The 18,333-nt window shown below is 40.4% G+C and carries 12 protein-coding genes and 1 riboswitch; of the genes, 4 read left to right on the top strand and 8 right to left on the bottom strand.

Annotated elements, in window-relative coordinates:
• The first annotated feature begins 35 nt into the window (after window positions 1–35).
• The 3 genes from brnQ to recQ all read left to right on the top strand — a co-directional run bounded on the left by brnQ (window position 36) and on the right by recQ (window position 4,144).
• On the top strand, window positions 36–1,328 hold the full coding sequence (gene brnQ, locus C8270_RS05955) for a branched-chain amino acid transport system II carrier protein (protein WP_106495953.1): 1,293 nt from the start codon (window positions 36–38) through the stop codon (window positions 1,326–1,328).
• A gap of 165 nt (window positions 1,329–1,493) precedes the next feature.
• A complete protein-coding gene (locus C8270_RS19770) occupies window positions 1,494–1,952 on the top strand; it encodes a hypothetical protein (protein WP_158701610.1) in 459 nt (152 codons plus the stop codon).
• 47 nt (window positions 1,953–1,999) lie between these two features.
• Complete coding sequence (gene recQ, locus C8270_RS05950) at window positions 2,000–4,144, top strand: DNA helicase RecQ (RefSeq protein WP_106495952.1); 2,145 nt, start codon at window positions 2,000–2,002, stop codon at window positions 4,142–4,144.
• An 82-nt stretch (window positions 4,145–4,226) separates the two neighbouring features.
• Here recQ and C8270_RS05945 read toward each other — a convergent pair whose 3' ends face one another.
• A complete protein-coding gene (locus tag C8270_RS05945) occupies window positions 4,227–5,465 on the bottom strand; it encodes an aminopeptidase (protein ID WP_106495951.1) in 1,239 nt (412 codons plus the stop codon).
• A gap of 231 nt (window positions 5,466–5,696) precedes the next feature.
• Here C8270_RS05945 and C8270_RS05940 point away from each other — a divergent pair, with 231 nt between their 5' ends.
• A complete protein-coding gene (locus C8270_RS05940) occupies window positions 5,697–6,026 on the top strand; it encodes a winged helix-turn-helix transcriptional regulator (RefSeq protein ID WP_106495950.1) in 330 nt (109 codons plus the stop codon).
• A gap of 37 nt (window positions 6,027–6,063) precedes the next feature.
• Here the strand turns inward: C8270_RS05940 and hutI are convergent, their stop codons facing one another.
• The 7 genes from hutI to C8270_RS05905 form a co-directional block, all read right to left on the bottom strand.
• On the bottom strand, window positions 6,064–7,290 hold the full coding sequence (gene hutI, locus C8270_RS05935) for an imidazolonepropionase (RefSeq protein WP_234028627.1): 1,227 nt from the start codon (window positions 7,288–7,290) through the stop codon (window positions 6,064–6,066).
• A 127-nt stretch (window positions 7,291–7,417) separates the two neighbouring features.
• A complete protein-coding gene (gene hutH, locus C8270_RS05930; protein WP_199794649.1) occupies window positions 7,418–8,950 on the bottom strand; it encodes a histidine ammonia-lyase in 1,533 nt (510 codons plus the stop codon).
• A gap of 205 nt (window positions 8,951–9,155) precedes the next feature.
• The gene (gene nhaC, locus C8270_RS05925) at window positions 9,156–10,583 is read right to left on the bottom strand and encodes a Na+/H+ antiporter NhaC (protein WP_106495947.1); all 1,428 of its coding nucleotides are present in this window, start codon (window positions 10,581–10,583) and stop codon (window positions 9,156–9,158) included.
• A 1,128-nt stretch (window positions 10,584–11,711) separates the two neighbouring features.
• The gene (locus C8270_RS05920) at window positions 11,712–12,173 is read right to left on the bottom strand and encodes a flavodoxin domain-containing protein (protein WP_106495946.1); all 462 of its coding nucleotides are present in this window, start codon (window positions 12,171–12,173) and stop codon (window positions 11,712–11,714) included.
• An 11-nt stretch (window positions 12,174–12,184) separates the two neighbouring features.
• Window positions 12,185–13,231, bottom strand: a complete 1,047-nt coding sequence (locus C8270_RS05915; protein WP_106495945.1) for a ribonucleotide-diphosphate reductase subunit beta — start codon at window positions 13,229–13,231, stop codon at window positions 12,185–12,187.
• Window positions 13,232–13,254: 23 nt separating this feature from the next.
• Window positions 13,255–15,543, bottom strand: coding sequence for a ribonucleoside-diphosphate reductase subunit alpha (locus C8270_RS05910; RefSeq protein WP_106495944.1), 2,289 nt, complete (start codon window positions 15,541–15,543; stop codon window positions 13,255–13,257).
• A gap of 145 nt (window positions 15,544–15,688) precedes the next feature.
• Window positions 15,689–15,897, bottom strand: a riboswitch (cobalamin riboswitch).
• A 934-nt stretch (window positions 15,898–16,831) separates the two neighbouring features.
• Complete coding sequence (locus C8270_RS05905; protein ID WP_106495943.1) at window positions 16,832–18,256, bottom strand: alanine/glycine:cation symporter family protein; 1,425 nt, start codon at window positions 18,254–18,256, stop codon at window positions 16,832–16,834.
• Between the last annotated feature and the right edge of the window lie 77 nt (window positions 18,257–18,333).

Raw genomic sequence — 18,333 nt, 5'->3', positions numbered from 1 at the left:
CCTATTAGATACCATATCAGGAGGGCATCATCAACATGAATAAAAATACCGTTATTATTGGGTTTATGCTTTTTGCGTTATTTTTTGGTGCTGGTAACTTAATTTATCCACCAACTTTAGGGATTGATTCTGGTACATCTTACTGGGCTGCGATCGCCGGTTTCGTCATCACTGGAGTTGGCTTACCTATTTTAGCTGTTACAGCAATATCATTTGTAAAAAATGATGCGCGTGAATTAGCGGACCGCGTTCACCCATTGTTCGGACTTATTTTTACATCGGTTGTTTATTTAGCAATCGGTCCATTTTTTGGTATTCCACGTGCAGCAACAGTAGCATATGAAATGAGTGTAGAACCGTTCACAAATGGGGCACTTGCACTTTTTATTTTTACAACAATCTTTTTCCTTTTGGTTTATTTGGTAAGTTTAAATCCATCCAAAATGGTTGATCGGATCGGTCAGTTTCTAACACCCATTTTACTAATTGCGATTGTTGCGTTGAGTGTTGGGGGATTCTTACTGTTGGATCATCCACTTGAAAGTCCAATTGATAAATACGCAAGTTCACCATTTTTCTCAGGTTTTGTCGAAGGGTATCTGACAATGGATGCAATTGCTGCATTGGCATTTGGAATTATTGTCGTAAATGCATTTAAAGACCGTGGCGTCACAACCCAAAATGAACTCGTTAAATCAACATTAAAGGCGGGAATGATTACTGGAATCGGGCTCATTGCCGTATACGGGTCAATCGGTTGGATCGGTGCAAAATTAGCGTCAACTGGTAGCTATGACAATGGCGGCGATATATTATCCAGTGCTGCCAATATCATGTTTGGCAGTTTCGGGGCATTACTTCTTGGCGTTATTGTTAGCCTTGCCTGTTTCACCACATCTGTCGGGTTAATTGTTGCATGTGGACAGTTTTTTGCCAAAGTAACAAGGCTAAGCTATAAATCAATCATTCTTATCATTACCATCGCAAGTTACCTAATAGCGAATCAAGGATTAAATACGATTATCAGCTATTCAGTGCCAGTTCTTACATTTATTTATCCAATCGCAATCGTCCTTATATTGTTGACGTTTATGCAAGGTTTATTTAATGGGTCAAAAGCTGTTTATCGCGGTGCTATATTATTAACCGCGATCACGAGTTTGTACGATGGATTGATTGCATATGGTTTTGAGTTAAACGCGATTACGCCATTAATGGAAAAGCTCCCATTTTTCTCTGTTGGATTAGGCTGGGTCGTTCCTGCCATCATCGGCGGATTAATCGGTTTACTTTTTCGAAAACAACCAGAGCCAAGCTACACACACTAGGAGCTGACATCAAAGTCAGCTCCTTTTTATTTTAAAGCTCTTCTCCCCTTATATTTCACAATTCATATAAAATGCGACACAGCGACGCTTTCTCTCACTCTAATGTGGGTTGAGTTGTTGAACCCGAGCGAGGAAACGTCAACCCGAATGTGAGAACATCAGCCCGTGCGAGGAAACATCAGCCCGAATGCGAAAACATCAGCCCGAATTGCGAGAACATCAGCCCGAATGCGAAAACATCAACCCGAATACGAAAACATCAGCCCGAATGTGAGAACATCAACCCAAATGCGAAAACATCAGCCCGAATGCGAAAACATCAGCCCGAATTGCGAGAACATCAGCCCGAATTGCGAGAACATCAGCCCGAATGCGAAAACATCAACCCGAATACGAAAACATCAGCCCGAATGTGAGAACATCAACCCAAATGCGAGAACATCAACCCGAATGCGAGAACATCAGCCCGAATGCGAAAACATCAGCCCGAATGCGAAAACATCAACCCGAATTGCGAGAACATCAACCCGAATGCGGAAACATCAACCCGAATGCGAAAACATCAGCCCGATCAAGACGGGGAGAAATTTAACCAGCATAGGATTTATAAAAATTAACGATTGATGCTAAAAAAATATGTTAGGATTAGATTATTAGAGGAGGATCGTATCATGATTGTTGAAGAAGAAAAAATACTGCAGACCTATTTCGGCTATGAATCATTTCGCCCTGGCCAAAAAGAGACAATAGACAATATCGTACAAGCAAAAAACACACTCGCTGTAATGCCAACTGGTGGTGGAAAATCCTTATGTTATCAGATACCCGGATTGTCACTTGATGGATGTGCCATTATTATTTCACCATTGATATCTTTAATGAAAGATCAGGTCGATGCCCTTCATTCACTAGGTATCCCCGCTACATTTATCAACAGCTCTCTGTCCACAAGTGAACAACAAGAGCGACTAAGAAACATGGCAAATCGGCGCTATAAATTTGTTTACGTCGCCCCGGAACGATTTGAATCAGGTTCTTTCGTTAATGTTGTAAAAAATATTCCATTATCATTAGTTGCGTTTGATGAGGCACATTGTATTTCGCAATGGGGGCACGATTTTAGACCTAGCTACCGGTCGATCGTACCGAATTTAAAACGGTTAGCAAATATCCCTGTTTTTGTTGCATTGACTGCGACAGCAACAGAAGAAGTGATCTCTGATATTCAATCATTGCTAGATATCGAGAGTGATCGTGTCATTAACACTGGATTTGAACGGGAAAATTTATCATTTCATATTGTAAAAGGAAAAGATAAAGCCACCTATATTCGTTCCTTTTTAGCCGAACATCATGAAGAATCAGGGATTATTTATACTGCTACAAGAAAGCAAGCGGATGCGTTGTGTGACCAATTATCAAAAAGGGGATATGCTGCTGCGAAATATCATGCAGGGATGAGTGAAGACGAACGAAAACAAGCCCAAGCAGCATTTATTCAAGATGAAATAACGATAATGGTCGCAACAAATGCATTTGGAATGGGGATTGATAAATCAAACGTTCGCTATGTCATCCATTATGCGATGCCAATGACAATTGAATCGTATTACCAGGAAGCTGGACGTGCCGGACGAGATGGTGAACCAAGTGATTGTATTTTGTTATTTTCACCTCAAGATGTACAACTGCAGAAATTTTTAATTGAACAATCGATGATGGATGATGAAGCCAAACGCGCTGAGTATCGCAAATTACAAGCAATGATTAACTATTGCCACACACATAGCTGCTTAACATCCTTTATTTTGGAATACTTTAATGATACACCAAGTGAACATACATGTGGCAGGTGCAGCAATTGCCTGCATCGTCAGGAAAAGAGCGATATTACGGAGGAAGCACAAATGATTCTTTCCTGTGTCAAGCGGATGGGTGAACGTTTTGGTGTTGGAATGACCGCCAAAGTGTTAAAGGGATCAAAGGATAAGAAGATTCACGACTTTGGTTTAAATAAACTGACAACATACGGAATACTATCCGCTTATACAGAAAAAGAGTTAACCGAATGGATTCATTTCTTAGTCGCCGAAAAACTGTTGGCGACTGAGGAGGGGCGATACCCAACATTAAAGTTGAACCAAGAATCCGTTGATGTATTAAAAGGAAAACGCACGGTATGGATCTATACAGCGCCAATCCCAACTACCGAAGAAGCGGATTATCATGCCGACCTATTTGGCATATTGCGTGGCCTGCGGAAGAAATTGGCTGATGAAAAAGGTGTTCCTCCATATGTTTTATTTTCTGATGCAACATTAAAAGAACTAAGTCGATATTTTCCAGAAACAAAGGAAGATATGCTTTCAATAAAAGGTGTTGGTGAAAAGAAATTTGACCAATACGGCGAGGAGTTTTTGGGTGCAATTATCGAATGGCGCGCTGCTAATCCGGATGTAAAGTCTAAAATAAGAATTGGTGGGACAGCTTCTCCAAAACCAGCTAAAAAGAAGCAAGAAGAAGGGCCTAGCCACATTGTAAGTTATCACATGTTCCAATCCGGAAAATCCATCAAAGATATCGCCGTTATTCGTGAATTGTCGAAACAAACAATTGAAGGTCATCTATTCAAGGCATTTAAAGATGGCTATCCAATTGCCTGGAATATCTTTTTTAATGATCAAGAGGAAGCAGCCGTATTAGCCGCACACGAGGAAATTGATGAACCTAAGCTAAAACCATTGCGAGAGGCCTTACCTGAGGATTACAGCTATACGATGATAAAAGCTGTGTTAGTCAAAAATGGATTAATGTAAGTAGTATGGCTAATGGGGCAATACTTAAGAAATACCATGCACACTCCCAACAAGGATTTGTGCATGGTATTTTCTAACTCTTTTATTTAATCTCAAACGCCCATGTACCATTACGGAAAACCGCTTCCGTACTACCATCTTCCTTCACACCATCAATGTCCAGCTTTTCAGAGCCGATCATGAAGTCAACGTGTGACAGACTATCGTTCACACCATGTTTATCCAACTCTTCAGCGGTCATTTTTGCGCCGCCTTCTAAATTGGTTGGATATGCTTTACCTAGCGCGATATGGCATGATGCGTTTTCATCAAACAATGTATTGTAGAAAATTAATCCGGACTGAGATACCGGTGACTCATGTGGTACGAGTGCAACCTCACCTAATCGACGTGCACCTTCATCTGAATCGAGCAAATGCTTCAAAACATCTTCTCCCTGCTCCGCTTTAAAATCAACTACTTTTCCATCCTTAAATGTTAGGGTGAAATTGTCGATCAGGCTTCCACCATAATTCAATGGTTTTGTACTGGATACGGTTCCATCAACACCATATTTATCCGGCATGGAGAAAACTTCCTCTGTTGGCATATTCGGATTAAACGTAATGCCTTTCTCAGAAACCGCGGATCCGCCTTTCCATATATGACCCTCAGGCAATTTCATTTCTAGGTTTGTTCCAGGTGCTTTGAAAATTAATTTTTGGTAGTTCTTTTTATTTAACAGTTCACGTGCTGTTCTTAATGTCGCATTGTGTTCTTCCCAAGCCGCAATGGGATCATCTTTATCAACGCGGACAATCTTCACAATCGCATCCCACAAACTTGCAACTGCATCTTCTTCTGATTTATCCGGAAAAATCTTTTGTGCCCAGTCGCCAGTCGGGATCGAAATGATAGACCAAGTGATCCGATCATTCATTGTGTATTGGCGGAAGTTCTTCATCGCTTGTGCGGAAGCTTTATTCGCCTTTGCAACACGTGATGGGTCGATATCTTTCAGCAAATCTGGATTTGTCGAACGAATATTTAACACCGCCGCACCATCTTCGGCATATGTATCATGCAGCAATACTTTCCACTCTGGGTAGTTTGCGATAACTTCATCTGGTGCGTTTTCATATTTTAACAAAGCGATTTCATCATCGCTCCAATTAATATGCACATCTTTTGCCCCTAATTCGTACGCTTTACGAACGACAATCCTAGTAAAATCTGCCCCTTCAATTGGAGCATTAATCATCAAGGCTTGGTTTTTTTGTAAATTAACCCCTGTTTTTAATGCTAATTCAGCATATTTCTCTTGTGTTTGTTGACTAACCATCATCTTTACCTCCATAAAAATATTTCATCTTGCTTTATTATTTCACAAAATAAGCAAATCACCAAATAATAGTTACAATTATGTGATATTTTTTTAACGCCTGTGTTTTCGAAATGGTACATATTATAATGCCCATGCTAAATTTTATTTACTAAAAAGTAATCCATATGTTATGATTAAGTAAGGTTACTTTTCGTAATTACTTTATATCCTTGAGAGAAGGTGATCTTCATGGAAGAATTATGTCCCCGTTTTGAAAAAGCAATGCAACTGATGAGTAAACGATGGGTCGGACTTATTCTGTTCGAACTGCTAAAAGGAACGAAACGTTTTTCTGAAATGGAAGCGGACTTGCCAATCAGCGGAAGATTGCTCTCTGACAGACTAAAAATGCTTGAAAAAGAAGGAATTGTTGAGCGAAATATATACTCGGAATTTCCGGTTCGAATCGAATATTCATTATCTAAAAAAGGAAAAGCTTTGGAACCAGTCATCAGCGAAATCCAGGAATGGGCAGAGGGCTGGATAACAATGGAAGAAGTAGATGAACAAAAAGCTTAAATGATGCAGGCTGTTGACTGAAACAGCCTGCTTTTTATTAAATATTTTCCTTTATGGGTAGTATCGCCTGTCTCTCATATAAAACTTCACCATTTTTTATGACCGTATTGGCGTGATTAACTCCATAGTGATAAGGCAAATACATATAATTCGGGGCATCCCAAACAACCACATCCGCCTTTTTGCCCTTTGTAATGGAACCAGCGACATCCCCCTTACCTATCGCGTGAGCAGCGTTAACCGTTACGGCATGCCATATTTCTGCTGGTGACAACTTGAGTTTTAATGCAGCGATAGACATGATCAATTGCAGGTTCTCTGTTACCGAACTACCTGGATTAAAGTCTGTCGAGATCGCAACTGCAGTACCTTGATCAATCATTTTTCGTGCTGGTGCATACGTATCTTTTCCTAAATAAAAGCTGGTCCCTGGCAAAATCACACCGATTGTATCCGATGCTGCCAGCTGTCTGATCCCCTCATCTGAAGCAACAGCGAGATGATCACCGCTAATCGCTCCCGTTTCGACAGCTAATTCTGTTCCCCCTAATGGATCGATTTCGTCCGCATGTATTTTTACACCAAAGCCATGTTCTTTCGCCTTTTGCAAATAACGTCTTGACTGATCAACTGTGAATACACCTGTTTCGGTGAAAATATCAACAAATTCCGCTAAGTTTTCCGCTTTAATTTCAGCAAACATATCTGACATTATATTTAGAAATGTTTCAGGGTCTTTTTTATATTCAGGTGGAATAGCATGAGCACCTAGAAAAGTAGAAACAATATCTAATGGATGCTTCTCATTCGCCTGTTTTGCTACGTTCAATTGCTTTAACTCGGTTTGTCTATCAAGACCATAGCCACTTTTCGCCTCAACCGTTGTAATCCCATGAGCAGCCATTCGATCCAAGTGAAACAATGCTTTTTCCAGCAATTCCTCTTGAGAAGCTTCCCTTGTCGCATTGACTGTTGATAAAATTCCGCCACCTCGTTCTAAAATCTCCAAATATGGTACACCTTGTTGTTTTAGGGCCATTTCCTCTTCACGTGAACCTCCGAAGACTAAGTGTGTATGCGGCTCAACAAGACCCGGTGTAACCAGTTTTCCCTTTGCATCAATTGTTTTATCTGCCTGGATATCAACAGCATCTTCTGTTGCACCGATCCAGTCAATCTTCCCATCTTTTATCATTATTGTCGCATCCTCTAACACGGCTAGTTCATTCATCGCTTTCCCTTTAACAGGACCTTGTTTATCCATTGTCAGTAACTGCCCAATATTAGTAATTAGTAAATCTACTTGCACATTGAAGACCTCCTATTATCTTATAAGTTCTATTGTTTTGGCTGTTTTCACATTGTTTGTTGCTGCTACCTGCCCAACATATTTATTCATGAAAAACTCCCTCTTCAGGGTGATTTTCTTGTACACTACTATCCTCACTATCTTTCAACCAATCTGCAACGTTTTCGATGTCCGTTGAAAATATCCGATCCTTTGTAATAGATGGAACAATTTCACGTGCGTGTTCATAAAATTCTCTAGTTTGTGATGCCATTCGATCAACTCCACGATATTCTACGGCTTGCATGGCACAAATTAACTCAATTGCCACAACCCGACGTGAGTTCTGCAGCATTTGCAGTGCATGTCTTGCTGCGATCGTCCCCATACTGACATGGTCTTCCTGGTTTGCTGATGATGGAATGGAATCAACACTTGCCGGATGTGCGAGTGTTTTATTTTCCGAGACAAGTGATGCGGCACTATACTGCATAATCATTGCCCCAGATTCCAAGCCTGGATTTGGACTTAAGAAAGCAGGTAAGTCGTTCAGTTGTGGATTAACCAGCCGTTCAATCCGGCGCTCTGCAATATTTGCGGTTTCGGCGATTCCCAATTTGATAAAGTCCATCGCAAGCGCAATTGGCTGTCCATGAAAATTCCCGCCAGAAATCACTTTGTTAGCCTCTGAAAAAATTAACGGATTATCTGTAACAGCATTCATTTCTGTCAGTAATTTTTCCCTGACATAGTTAACGGTTTGCCATGATGCCCCTAAAACTTGAGGAATACATCGAAGGGAATAAGCGTCTTGAACCCGTAACTTACCTTGTCTAGTTGTTAGCCTACTATCAATCAAGATAGCCCGTACTCGTTCTGCTACATCCATTTGCTCCTGATGCCCACGAATTCTATGTACATCAGCATCAAATGCATCGATAATACCTTGCAATCCTTCCAATGTCATTGCAGCAACAAGTTCGCTTTGGTAGAGTAGTTTTTCTGCTTCTAAATAGGTGATAACGCCGACAGCAGTCATTGCCTGAGTTCCATTAATTAATGCAAGACCCTCTTTCGCCTGAAGACTTAAAGGGGGAATCCCCTCTTTATCCAGTGCACTGGCCCCCATTATACGTTCACCTTTATAAAAAACTTCCCCCTCACCAAGCAATGCCAAGGCTAGGTGTGATAAAGGAGCCAAATCCCCGCTAGCACCAAGTGATCCTTGCTGTGGAATTACCGGATGAATTCGTGCATTGAGTAGCGCGACCAGTTGCTCCACCAATACTGGGCGAACTCCGGAGAAACCTTGTGATAAGGCATTAGCCCTTAGCAACAGCATCGTTCGGCTGACCTCCTCGGAAAAGGTTTCACCAACACCACAAGCATGCGAATGGATAAGATTCAGCTGTAAATCCTCCACATCGTCGTCTTCAATAACGACGTCACTGAATTTCCCAAATCCCGTATTGATGCCGTACATCGTCTGCTTCTTATCAATCATCGTTTCTACTGTCCGCCTATTTTCCGCTACATGATGAATTGTTTCCTCTGCTAGTATTACTTTTTCATTATCAAACACAACGCTTTTTACTTCCTGAAGCGTTAGTGTTTTTCCTGTTAATGTAACCATCATATACACCTCCATTGTACTGCTTTACAATAATAAAGCGGGCAAAGTAAAAAGAGGCTTTGGTTGCTAAGAACCAAGCCTCTTTAATCGACAAATTTTAAAATTGGAATGCGAATAATTCATCATAAGAACACCTCAAAGTAATTGAATATTCTTATACATATTGTAAGTGTTCGTCAGTAATAATTCAAGGTTATTTTCAAAATATTTAGGATTCATATTCAATTGTTTCTACATCTTCATTCTCCGTACTCTTTTTCTTATTATAGATAACCGAAAATCCTATTAGCGAGAAAGTAATTGAAATAATAGGTACACAATAATTTAGTACGGCATATGGCGCATATGCCCAGGCACTAACACCTAATGTACTGAGAACAAATACAGCATCCGTACTCCATGGAACTAATGCAGATGTAATTGTCCCACCATCTTCAAGTGCACGTGAAAGATTTTTTGGATGCAGATCTTTATCCTTATAAGCCTTCGCATACATCCTTCCTGGAATAATGATGGATATATACTGTTCAGCTGTTATAACATTTGTAAAAAAGGATGAAGCGACAGTGGTAGCACATAAACTTCTGCCTGTTCGAGCGAGTTTTAAGATCTGTTCGACGATGGCATTTAGCATTCCAGTACTTTCCATTAAACCGCCAAATATCATTGCGACCATGGCCAATGATACGGTATACATCATGGAATCCAATCCACCTTGATTTAATAAACTATTAACTGTTTCATTCCCCGTATCTACTGAATATCCCCCTTGCAAGGCATTAACTGCTTCTGCAATACTTCCACCCTGAATAAAGATATCCGCTAAAAAGCCTAAAATGATACCAATAGTCAGCGCCGGCAATGCGGGAACTTTTTTAAACACAAGTAGAATAACAGCAAGTGGCACAAGCAAAAGCCATGGTGAAATAACAAAATTGGCCTGTAATGTATTCATAACCACATCAATTTGTTCTGTATCAACTGTATTACCAGCAAATTTCATTCCCATGAAAAAGTAAACAATAAAAGCAATGATAAACGCAGGAACCGTTGTAAACAGCATATGTTTAATGTGTTCGGATAACGTTGCCCCGGCGATCCCTGAGGCAAGGACAGTCGTATCAGAAAGTGGCGACATTTTATCACCAAAGAAAGCACCGGAAACAATTGCCCCAACAACCATTGCTGGAGGAATCCCTAAACTAACCCCAATCCCCATACCAGCAACACCAACTGTTCCGATTGTCGACCATGAACTGCCAATCATCACAGTCACGATCGCACAAATAATTAACATGGCAGCTAGAAAAAAGGATGGCGAGATAATTTTTAAGCCATAATAAATCATCGTTGTCACAATTCCCCCGCCAATCCAAGCACTGATAATGAGTCCAACTAATATCAAAATGATAACGGCAGGTAGCACTTTTGTGATGCCTTGATAAATAAACTTCTCCAAATCTCCCCAGGAATAACCACACATCCAGGCAATAAAAGCTGCCACAACGGCACCCAAAAGAATTGGAATATGTGGGGATCCCTCAAACACGATAATGACAAATGCCATGGCGACAATCATTACCAAGAATGGAATTAGCGATAACCCTAACGAGATTTTCTTTGCGGATTTGTCCATTTTTTAAACCTCCCATTGTTTTCTAGTCTTTTACTCTTTCTATAAAAATATGAATTAACTTTTGGATTTATTATTTCTATTAATTTAATACTTTATCATTGTAAAGTACTGAAGCGATAAAGTCAACTGGTTTTATTAGATAAACCATTTTATCCAAACCAGTAAAAGGAAATGGACAAATAACATATAGCTATAAAACAATTGGGCAGATTACAGCTAGACAATGACCAAGAGCCTTTTGCTTGTGATTTCTGTGAAAAGTGGCTCATATCCTCATTTAATAAGACTGTTTTCTAAAAGATTGGGACTGCGATTACTCGCCCCACCGAAAACATTTGTTGTTTGTTATACATTAGATATAAACTGTGCACTAACTTTTATGTGACTTCCTCTCATTCTTTACAAGATGAGTGGAAATCGCGGCTTGGGGGAAATACTCGCTTTCCGTGGGGAACGCTTCAGCCTCCTCGCGAGCAAAAACCGCTCACTGCGGGGTCTTCAGACAGTTCCTTTCCCACAGGAGTCTCGCATTTCCCCCAAGCCTCAGTCTGATTTTCTGTCCGTGGGAGAAGAAAGCCACTTAATATTAAAATCATTAACAACTACTCACAATCCAGAAAATTCTTATCAGCGGAGACAGAATACGAAGACTCCTGCGGGAACAATGGTTTTCGGTGGGGCGAGTTAGCGCAGCCCCAGCACGAGCTGAAGACCCCGCAGGAAGGTTTGAAAAGGAGGGTCGACTAAAACCGTCCTTTGCGGACAACGTCGACATACCCCTCGCCGGGGCAAGGAGGCTGAAGCCGTGCCCGCGGAAAGCGAAGTATTCTGGCGGAGCGTATTCTAGCACCTCTGTTAATTAGAAAAATTGAAGTCCTCGTAATGTTCACTATTACGCATAATCCTTCATATACGAAATTAAAAAGCAACAAACATTACGAAAAGGGCCTTTAATAAACGTAGACATATAGCAGGGGGATGGTTTGGGTAACCATCCCCCTGCTACTTTCATTCTAAATTCAATGCTAAATTCTTAGTAGTTTACTTCTCTTTTTCCTGTTTGCACCTTAAAAGAGAACGTCTTAAAATTAATTCACGGGTTTTCATTTTAGAAAAGTGCTTTCAATTTTAAATCGTTTTACCATCCATAACCAGTGGCTGGATTTCCTTCTGCAAACATTCCACAAACCGTTTACACTTTTCGACATCATCCTGCTGTGGTCTTAATTCCACTTTCAATGTAACCGCCAAATTTGTCCTCGCATACAACATATCGCGAAATTCATCTACAGCACCACAAAAGTATGGGAAAAAGCTATCTCCCGTACCAAATACACCTGTCACCAGATTTGCTGGTGCTTTTATTTCGATTGTTTCATACAAATCCAGCATTTCCGCAGGGATATTTCCATTTGCCCATGTATAGGTTCCAATCACAATCGCGTCATATTCAGAAATTAATTCATGCGGGAAACGCTTTACATGGAACAGATCAACATGAAAAGATCGCTCCCTAAAATTCCACTCCAAAAGTTCAGCTAATTCCTTTGTATTTCCCGTCACGGACGTATAAACAATCGCAATTTGCATCATGCATCCTCCTACAACTCTTCAAACCCATTGGACTTGGTTACTTTAGAGTATGTACGTGCTTTTTGTTCAAAGAAATCCGATTTTGTCTCGTTTATCATTTCATCGCTGAACACATGGATCCACGGCATTGGGTTTTTTCGCTCTTCATATAAATTTTTCAATCCTAATTGACGCAGCCGTTTATTGGCAAGGTATTCCACGTATTGGTCAAATTCACTCAAATCAATACCCGTAATATCAGCTAAAATGTAATGTGCCCATTCTTTTTCCAGCTCTGCTGCATTGGCAATGGACTGATAAATATAATCGATATTTTCGTCAGTATTTAGTTCCTTATTTTCGGCGAATAGAATGCGAATAAACTGCGTAACAAAATAGCAGTGCTGCATTTCATCACGCTGAATATAGCTAATCATGGTACTCGTTTTCAACATCTTTTGTTGTCGCGCTAGGTTATAGAAAAAAGCAAAGCCGGCATAAAAATAAATTCCTTCCAAATTAATTGAGTTTACACCAAGTTTGAATAAATTTGCTGGTGTTGGGTTATTTCGGAATTTATCATAGCTATCTAATATGAGCTGATTTCGCTTCAAAACAATCGGGTCTTTTTTCGCCTGATCAAATCGTTCATTTTGTTCGCGTGTTGGTACCAATGAACTCAATATATATGAATACGACTCATTATGAACCGCTTCTTGCTGAGAGATCACCGCAAAAATTGCTTTGAAACTAGAATCCGTCACATAATCCATCACTTGACTCATTGTCGGTGTTTGCAAACTATCCAGCATAGCCAATTGTGTATTGATTCGTAAAAAAACATCTTGCTCGGTTGAACTGAGCAAATCCCATTGTTTAATATCATCCTGCATGTTGATCTCTTGCGCTTTCCAAAAGTTTGATAATAACGCCTGATACAGATCATACATTTGTGGATACGCAATATCATTCCAGTTTAATAGTCCTGAAGATTCCCCATTGATAATACCCGTTGATTTATTAGGAAATTCCGGGTTCAACAGGTTAATTCGTTTAATCGGTGTATGGATCGTCATTATTTAAAACCTCCCCGTTATGATTAACTGTGGCATGCTTCACATTCATCGATTTCTGCCTGTGATGTGCTTCTTACATAATAGGTTGTTTTCAAGCCCTGCTTCCAGGCCTCAACGTGTAAATTCAACAAATCCTTTGCTTTAATATCATGACGCACATAAAGGTTAAAACTGATTCCTTGATCGACGTGCCGCTGACGTGCCGCATTTTGCCTAATACTCCATAGCTGTTCCAGTTCATGCCGTGATCGACGGTAATAATTATACGTAACATGATCCAAGTCAGGGGCAGTCACTTTGAATTTAAAGTTCTTTTTTTCTTCGGCATACTCCACAGCATAGATAGGATCGATTCCATCTGTTGACCCACCAATTTTTGCAGTGGATGAATTCGGCGCTATAGCCATCAGCCAGCCATTTCGGATACCATGCTCGGCAACAGCATCCTTTAATTCTAGCCAACGATCCGCCTCATACCCTTTTCGCTCAAAATAATCACCCGTTTGCCACTCTGATCCAGTAAACTTACTATATGTGCCTTTTTCCTTTGCGAGTTCCATTGATGATTGAATCGCATAGTAAGCGATGTCCTCATATAATTCATCCGCATATGCAACTGCCTTATCCGACTCCCAATAAATCCCTTTCTGTGCAAGCAGGTGATGCCATCCAAATGTACCAAGACCAACCGCTCGATACGTTTGATTTGTTACCTGAGCTTGTCCAACTGGCATCGTATTCAAATCAATCACATTATCAAGCATCCGCATCTGAATCGTAATCAATCGTTCTAAAACACCTGCTTCTACAGTTCGCGCAAGATTAACCGAGGATAAGTTACACACAACAAAATCACCTGGCTTACGAATGATCACAATATTCCCCTGCTCATCCTGATATTCATTGGTAATGGTTGTTGCTGACATATTCTGCATAATTTCTGTACATAAATTGCTACAATAAATTGCTGTTTGACCTTTTCCGCGCACATGTTTATTCGGATTTTGCCGATTTGCCTCATCACGATAAAACATGTACGGTGTCCCCGTCTCTAATTGAGCAACCATAATCCGCGCCATAATATCCATCGCCCGATATGTTTTTCGTGGCAAAAGTGGATGATTCACCGCTTCTTCATACTTCTCTGTAAAATAGCTCTGATCTGATTCATCATAAAAATCCTCTAAACCAAGTGCAGCACCATTTTCATCCTTCCAGCCCATCATCTGTTTCACCTGATGTGGACAAAATGTATGCCACTCGCCAATACTTCTCCCGTGCTCATCAACTTCCTGCAACTTTTTCATAAATAAATCAGGAATGGCTACACCTGTAAAAATATCATGGGCCTTGCGCCGTTCATCCCCATTATTCGTTTTCAAATCAAGAAACCCATCCATGATATCTTTATGGAAAACATCGAGGTAAATAGCTACCGCCCCTTGTCGCTGTCCAAGCTGATCGACACTAACTGCTGTATCATTCAGTAAACGAATCCACGGAACAACCCCAGACGAATTTCCCTTAAATTTTTTTATATCTGATCCGAGTGCACGTACCTTGCCGTAATAAACACCAATTCCACCGCCATCCTTGCTTAACCTAGCAATATCCCAGTTATTCAGATAAATACTGTCCAATGAATCGTCAACCGTATCAATAAAACATGAAGAAAGTTGGCCAAAACACTTCCCCGCATTAGCTAGTGTCGGTGTAGCTACTGTCATGTATAAATTGCTCATTGCCCAATATGCTTCTTTGACCAATTCAAGCCGATTTTCCTTTGCTTCATCCTTCATCAATGTCATCGCAATAATCATGAACCGTTCTTGCGGGAGTTCGTAAATGTTACGGTCATGATCCCTTGTTATGTACCGATCAGCAAGTAAAAACAGGCCAATATAATTGAACAGTTGATCACGTTCTGGTGCAATCTCCCTTCCTAGTGCTGTTATTTCATCTTTGGAATAATAGTTTACTAGATTGGATGAATAGATTCCCTTTTCGGTTAACACCTCGATTAGTCGGTAAAAATCGCCATAACATTGTTCCGAATCATATCCGCGATTTGTCGCTGCCTCCTGATAAAGTTCATTTAAATACATACGCGCCGCTACAAACGTCCATGCCGGTTCATCCATCGCAATATTATTTAATGCATAAAATAATGTATGCTGATTTGCATCTGCTTTTGAGCTATTTAATTGGTTGATTTGCTGTTTCACTTCTCGAACATCTAGCCCATATGTTTCAGCAACAGCATCGATTTGTTCTAATACATCATTAACCTCAGTAGATGTTTTTGTCATCATGTGTTAATCGCTCCCTTTTTGTTTTAGGGAATTAAAAAATCCACCCAAGTAACAATTGAGTGGACGAAATGATAGTAGTTAAAAAGCGTACAGGAGTCCTGTTCCATATGACTATCATCTCATCTTCTCAATCCCCGAAGAAGTTGAAATTTCTTAAGCGAGACAGGTCTACTGACTAATGCTTCACCCTACTCCTGAGCCCTTCCCATATAAGAGACTGTTCAATTCTTTAAACGTCTATGCTTATACAGTGGTTTTGCTCATTTTCGTCAGCGTTTACAGTTGCGGGGGCAGTTCTGGCTTTTCACCAGATTCCCAATTAAGCCAAATGGCATCTGTGCTTAAGGCAAAATACTATATATAGTTTTATCGACATTTTAATACACAATATATTGTAAATCATGTCTAAGTTCATACTAAATGAATTCTTTCCTTTTAGCAAGGATAAAAATAAATGTTATATAACTCAACTTTCGCACTAATAAAATAAGATCAAACAATTAGCTGAAGCAAACTTGGAACCAAACTTGGAACGTTTCTAATAATTGCCTTGACAATGCGAAGTAACTAAGAAATTGCTCTATCGCCGTTCCGGAAATACACTACGCTTTCCGGGGGCGGCTGCTGAGCCTCCTTAGGCCAACACGACGTTGGTCATGAAGGCGTTGCCACAGGACGTGGCGATCTTAGCCTTTACTCCCTTTTCGCACTGCGGGGTCTCACCGATGCCTTTCCTCCCCCCAGGAGTCTCCGCGTATTTCCTCCACTGGTATTGCATTTACTACCATTAACTGTAGTAGTATGTATTCCGTCAAGTCACATCCTACCGCGTCACTAGTCTGGGTGAGTGGAGGGTGGTGACTCCTGCGGGAACAGCACGTGTCCGAAGACCCCGCAGGAAGTGGTTTTCTTCCGAGGAGGCTGAGGCCGTGCCCGCGGAAAGCATCCACCCGGAGCGATCCCGGACGGTGGGAAATGCGTGTACTTATAGAAAAGAGCCCAACAGTCGCAGTTTGTTTAAGATTAATCCAAAGTCAACTTGATCAGTGAATCCCAATCCTTCCTCATTTTATCAAAGCTTATTTATCCATTTCACACTGCAAATGTTGAATTAGAATAAATAATGAGCGATAATTCTGATGGAGTTCGAGCACAATCATCATTAGAAAAGTGGTGATCCTATAATAAAAATAGCAGAAGAGAATTCTTCTGCTATTTTTATATTTATTAACTTTTCCCTGTTTGAACCTTAAAAGAATTACTATTTAAATTTAACCGTTCACAATTCCTATTTACCTTGATCGTTTGACCTTTCTCGATCCCAGAACTCAACACCAGAATCATCATCCAACGCATCTTTGTAAAAGACTGGATCCTTACCAGCTTTTCGTTGTCGCTGATAATCTTGTAAAACGCGGTGAGCAATTTTAAACAACCTGGAAATTGCATAAAGGTTAATAAGTGCCATGATCGCCATTGTTAAATCTGCTAGTGCCCACACTAGGTCAAATGTTGCAATAGCACCAAAGATAACCATCGCTAACACTGCGATACGATAAATAAACAAGCCGAATTTGCTATCTTTTACATATCCGATATTATTTTCGCCGTAATAATAGTTACCTAAAATAGAGCTATAAGCGAACAGGAATATCGCAATTGCAATAAAGACCGATGCCCAGTCGCCAATATGAAATTCAAATGCATTTTGGGTCAACTGGATACCATCGAGCTTGCTTCCCTCATAACCGCCAGCTGAAATGATAATAAACGCTGTTGCACTACAAATTAAAATGGTATCAAAGAAGACACCTAATGCTTGGATTAAGCCTTGTTTGGCCGGATGTGTTACTTCAGCTGTTGCTGCCGCATTTGGTGCACTACCCATACCAGCTTCATTCGAGAACAATCCTCGTTTAATCCCCATCATGATTGCCGCACCGAATCCACCGCCGGCTACTTCACGAAAACCAAATGCATTTTCAAAAATTAACGCTAGCAAATCTGGAACAGCCGTTATATTTGCAATCAGTATATAAATTGCAATGATAATATATAAAATTGCCATAATCGGAACAATAATTTGTGTTACATTGGCAATGCTCTTCAAGCCACCAAATATAACAATTGCCGTTAACAAGACTAAAATAACAGCCATATACCCTTGCTTAAAGTCAAATTCCCCAGAAAAAGCTAAACTTATCGTATTGGATTGAACGGAATTAAATACGAGGCCATATGTGAACGTAATTGTGATGGCAAAAATAATTGCCAGCCAGCGACTGTTCAACCCTTTTTCCATATAGTATGCTGGACCACCACGATACTGATCCTTCTCTGGAACTTTGTAAACTTGTGATAACGTACTCTCAACAAACGCTGTAGCAGATCCAAGCAACGCAATCAGCCACATCCAAAATACAGCACCAGGACCCCCAGCAGCTACTGCGGATGCGACACCTGCAAGGTTTCCAGTCCCCACCCTTGATGCAGCACTAATAGCAAATGCCTGGAATGAAGATGTTCCCTTTTTACCTTCTGCACTGATTGTACGCTTATCAAATAAAACCCGAAACATTTCAGGAAATAAGCGAAATTGAACAAAGCGGGTCTTAATTGTGAACCACAATCCTACGCCTATTAACACGATAATTAGAACATAAGACCACAATACCTCATTAATATCGCCGACTAAATTTTCAATGAAACCCATGGTGAAATTCTCCCTTCGAATCTTATGAAACCCTTTACAGTCTTGGTCCTTTTACACACTTCCCTAATTTCAAAGAA

Source organism: Lentibacillus sp. Marseille-P4043, from assembly GCF_900258515.1.
GTDB lineage: Bacteria > Bacillota > Bacilli > Bacillales > Amphibacillaceae > Lentibacillus_C.
The sequence above is the reverse complement of the archived record's forward strand: the minus strand, read 5'-3'. Positions and strand labels throughout refer to the sequence as shown.

What these genes read in the sequence shown, in the direction of transcription:
- C8270_RS05940 (WP_106495950.1), top strand. Translation starts at nt 5,697, where the DNA reads ATGGAAGAATTATGTCCCCGTTTTGAAAAAGCAATGCAACTGATGAGT.
- C8270_RS05915 (WP_106495945.1), bottom strand. Translation starts at nt 13,231, where the DNA reads ATGACGATCCATACACCGATTAAACGAATTAACCTGTTGAACCCGGAA.
- C8270_RS05945 (WP_106495951.1), bottom strand. Translation starts at nt 5,465, where the DNA reads ATGGTTAGTCAACAAACACAAGAGAAATATGCTGAATTAGCATTAAAA.
- C8270_RS05920 (WP_106495946.1), bottom strand. Translation starts at nt 12,173, where the DNA reads ATGCAAATTGCGATTGTTTATACGTCCGTGACGGGAAATACAAAGGAA.
- hutH (WP_199794649.1), bottom strand. Translation starts at nt 8,950, where the DNA reads ATGATGGTTACATTAACAGGAAAAACACTAACGCTTCAGGAAGTAAAA.
- C8270_RS05910 (WP_106495944.1), bottom strand. Translation starts at nt 15,543, where the DNA reads ATGATGACAAAAACATCTACTGAGGTTAATGATGTATTAGAACAAATC.
- nhaC (WP_106495947.1), bottom strand. Translation starts at nt 10,583, where the DNA reads ATGGACAAATCCGCAAAGAAAATCTCGTTAGGGTTATCGCTAATTCCA.
- C8270_RS05905 (WP_106495943.1), bottom strand. Translation starts at nt 18,256, where the DNA reads ATGGGTTTCATTGAAAATTTAGTCGGCGATATTAATGAGGTATTGTGG.
- hutI (WP_234028627.1), bottom strand. Translation starts at nt 7,290, where the DNA reads ATGGATAAACAAGGTCCTGTTAAAGGGAAAGCGATGAATGAACTAGCC.
- brnQ (WP_106495953.1), top strand. Translation starts at nt 36, where the DNA reads ATGAATAAAAATACCGTTATTATTGGGTTTATGCTTTTTGCGTTATTT.
- recQ (WP_106495952.1), top strand. Translation starts at nt 2,000, where the DNA reads ATGATTGTTGAAGAAGAAAAAATACTGCAGACCTATTTCGGCTATGAA.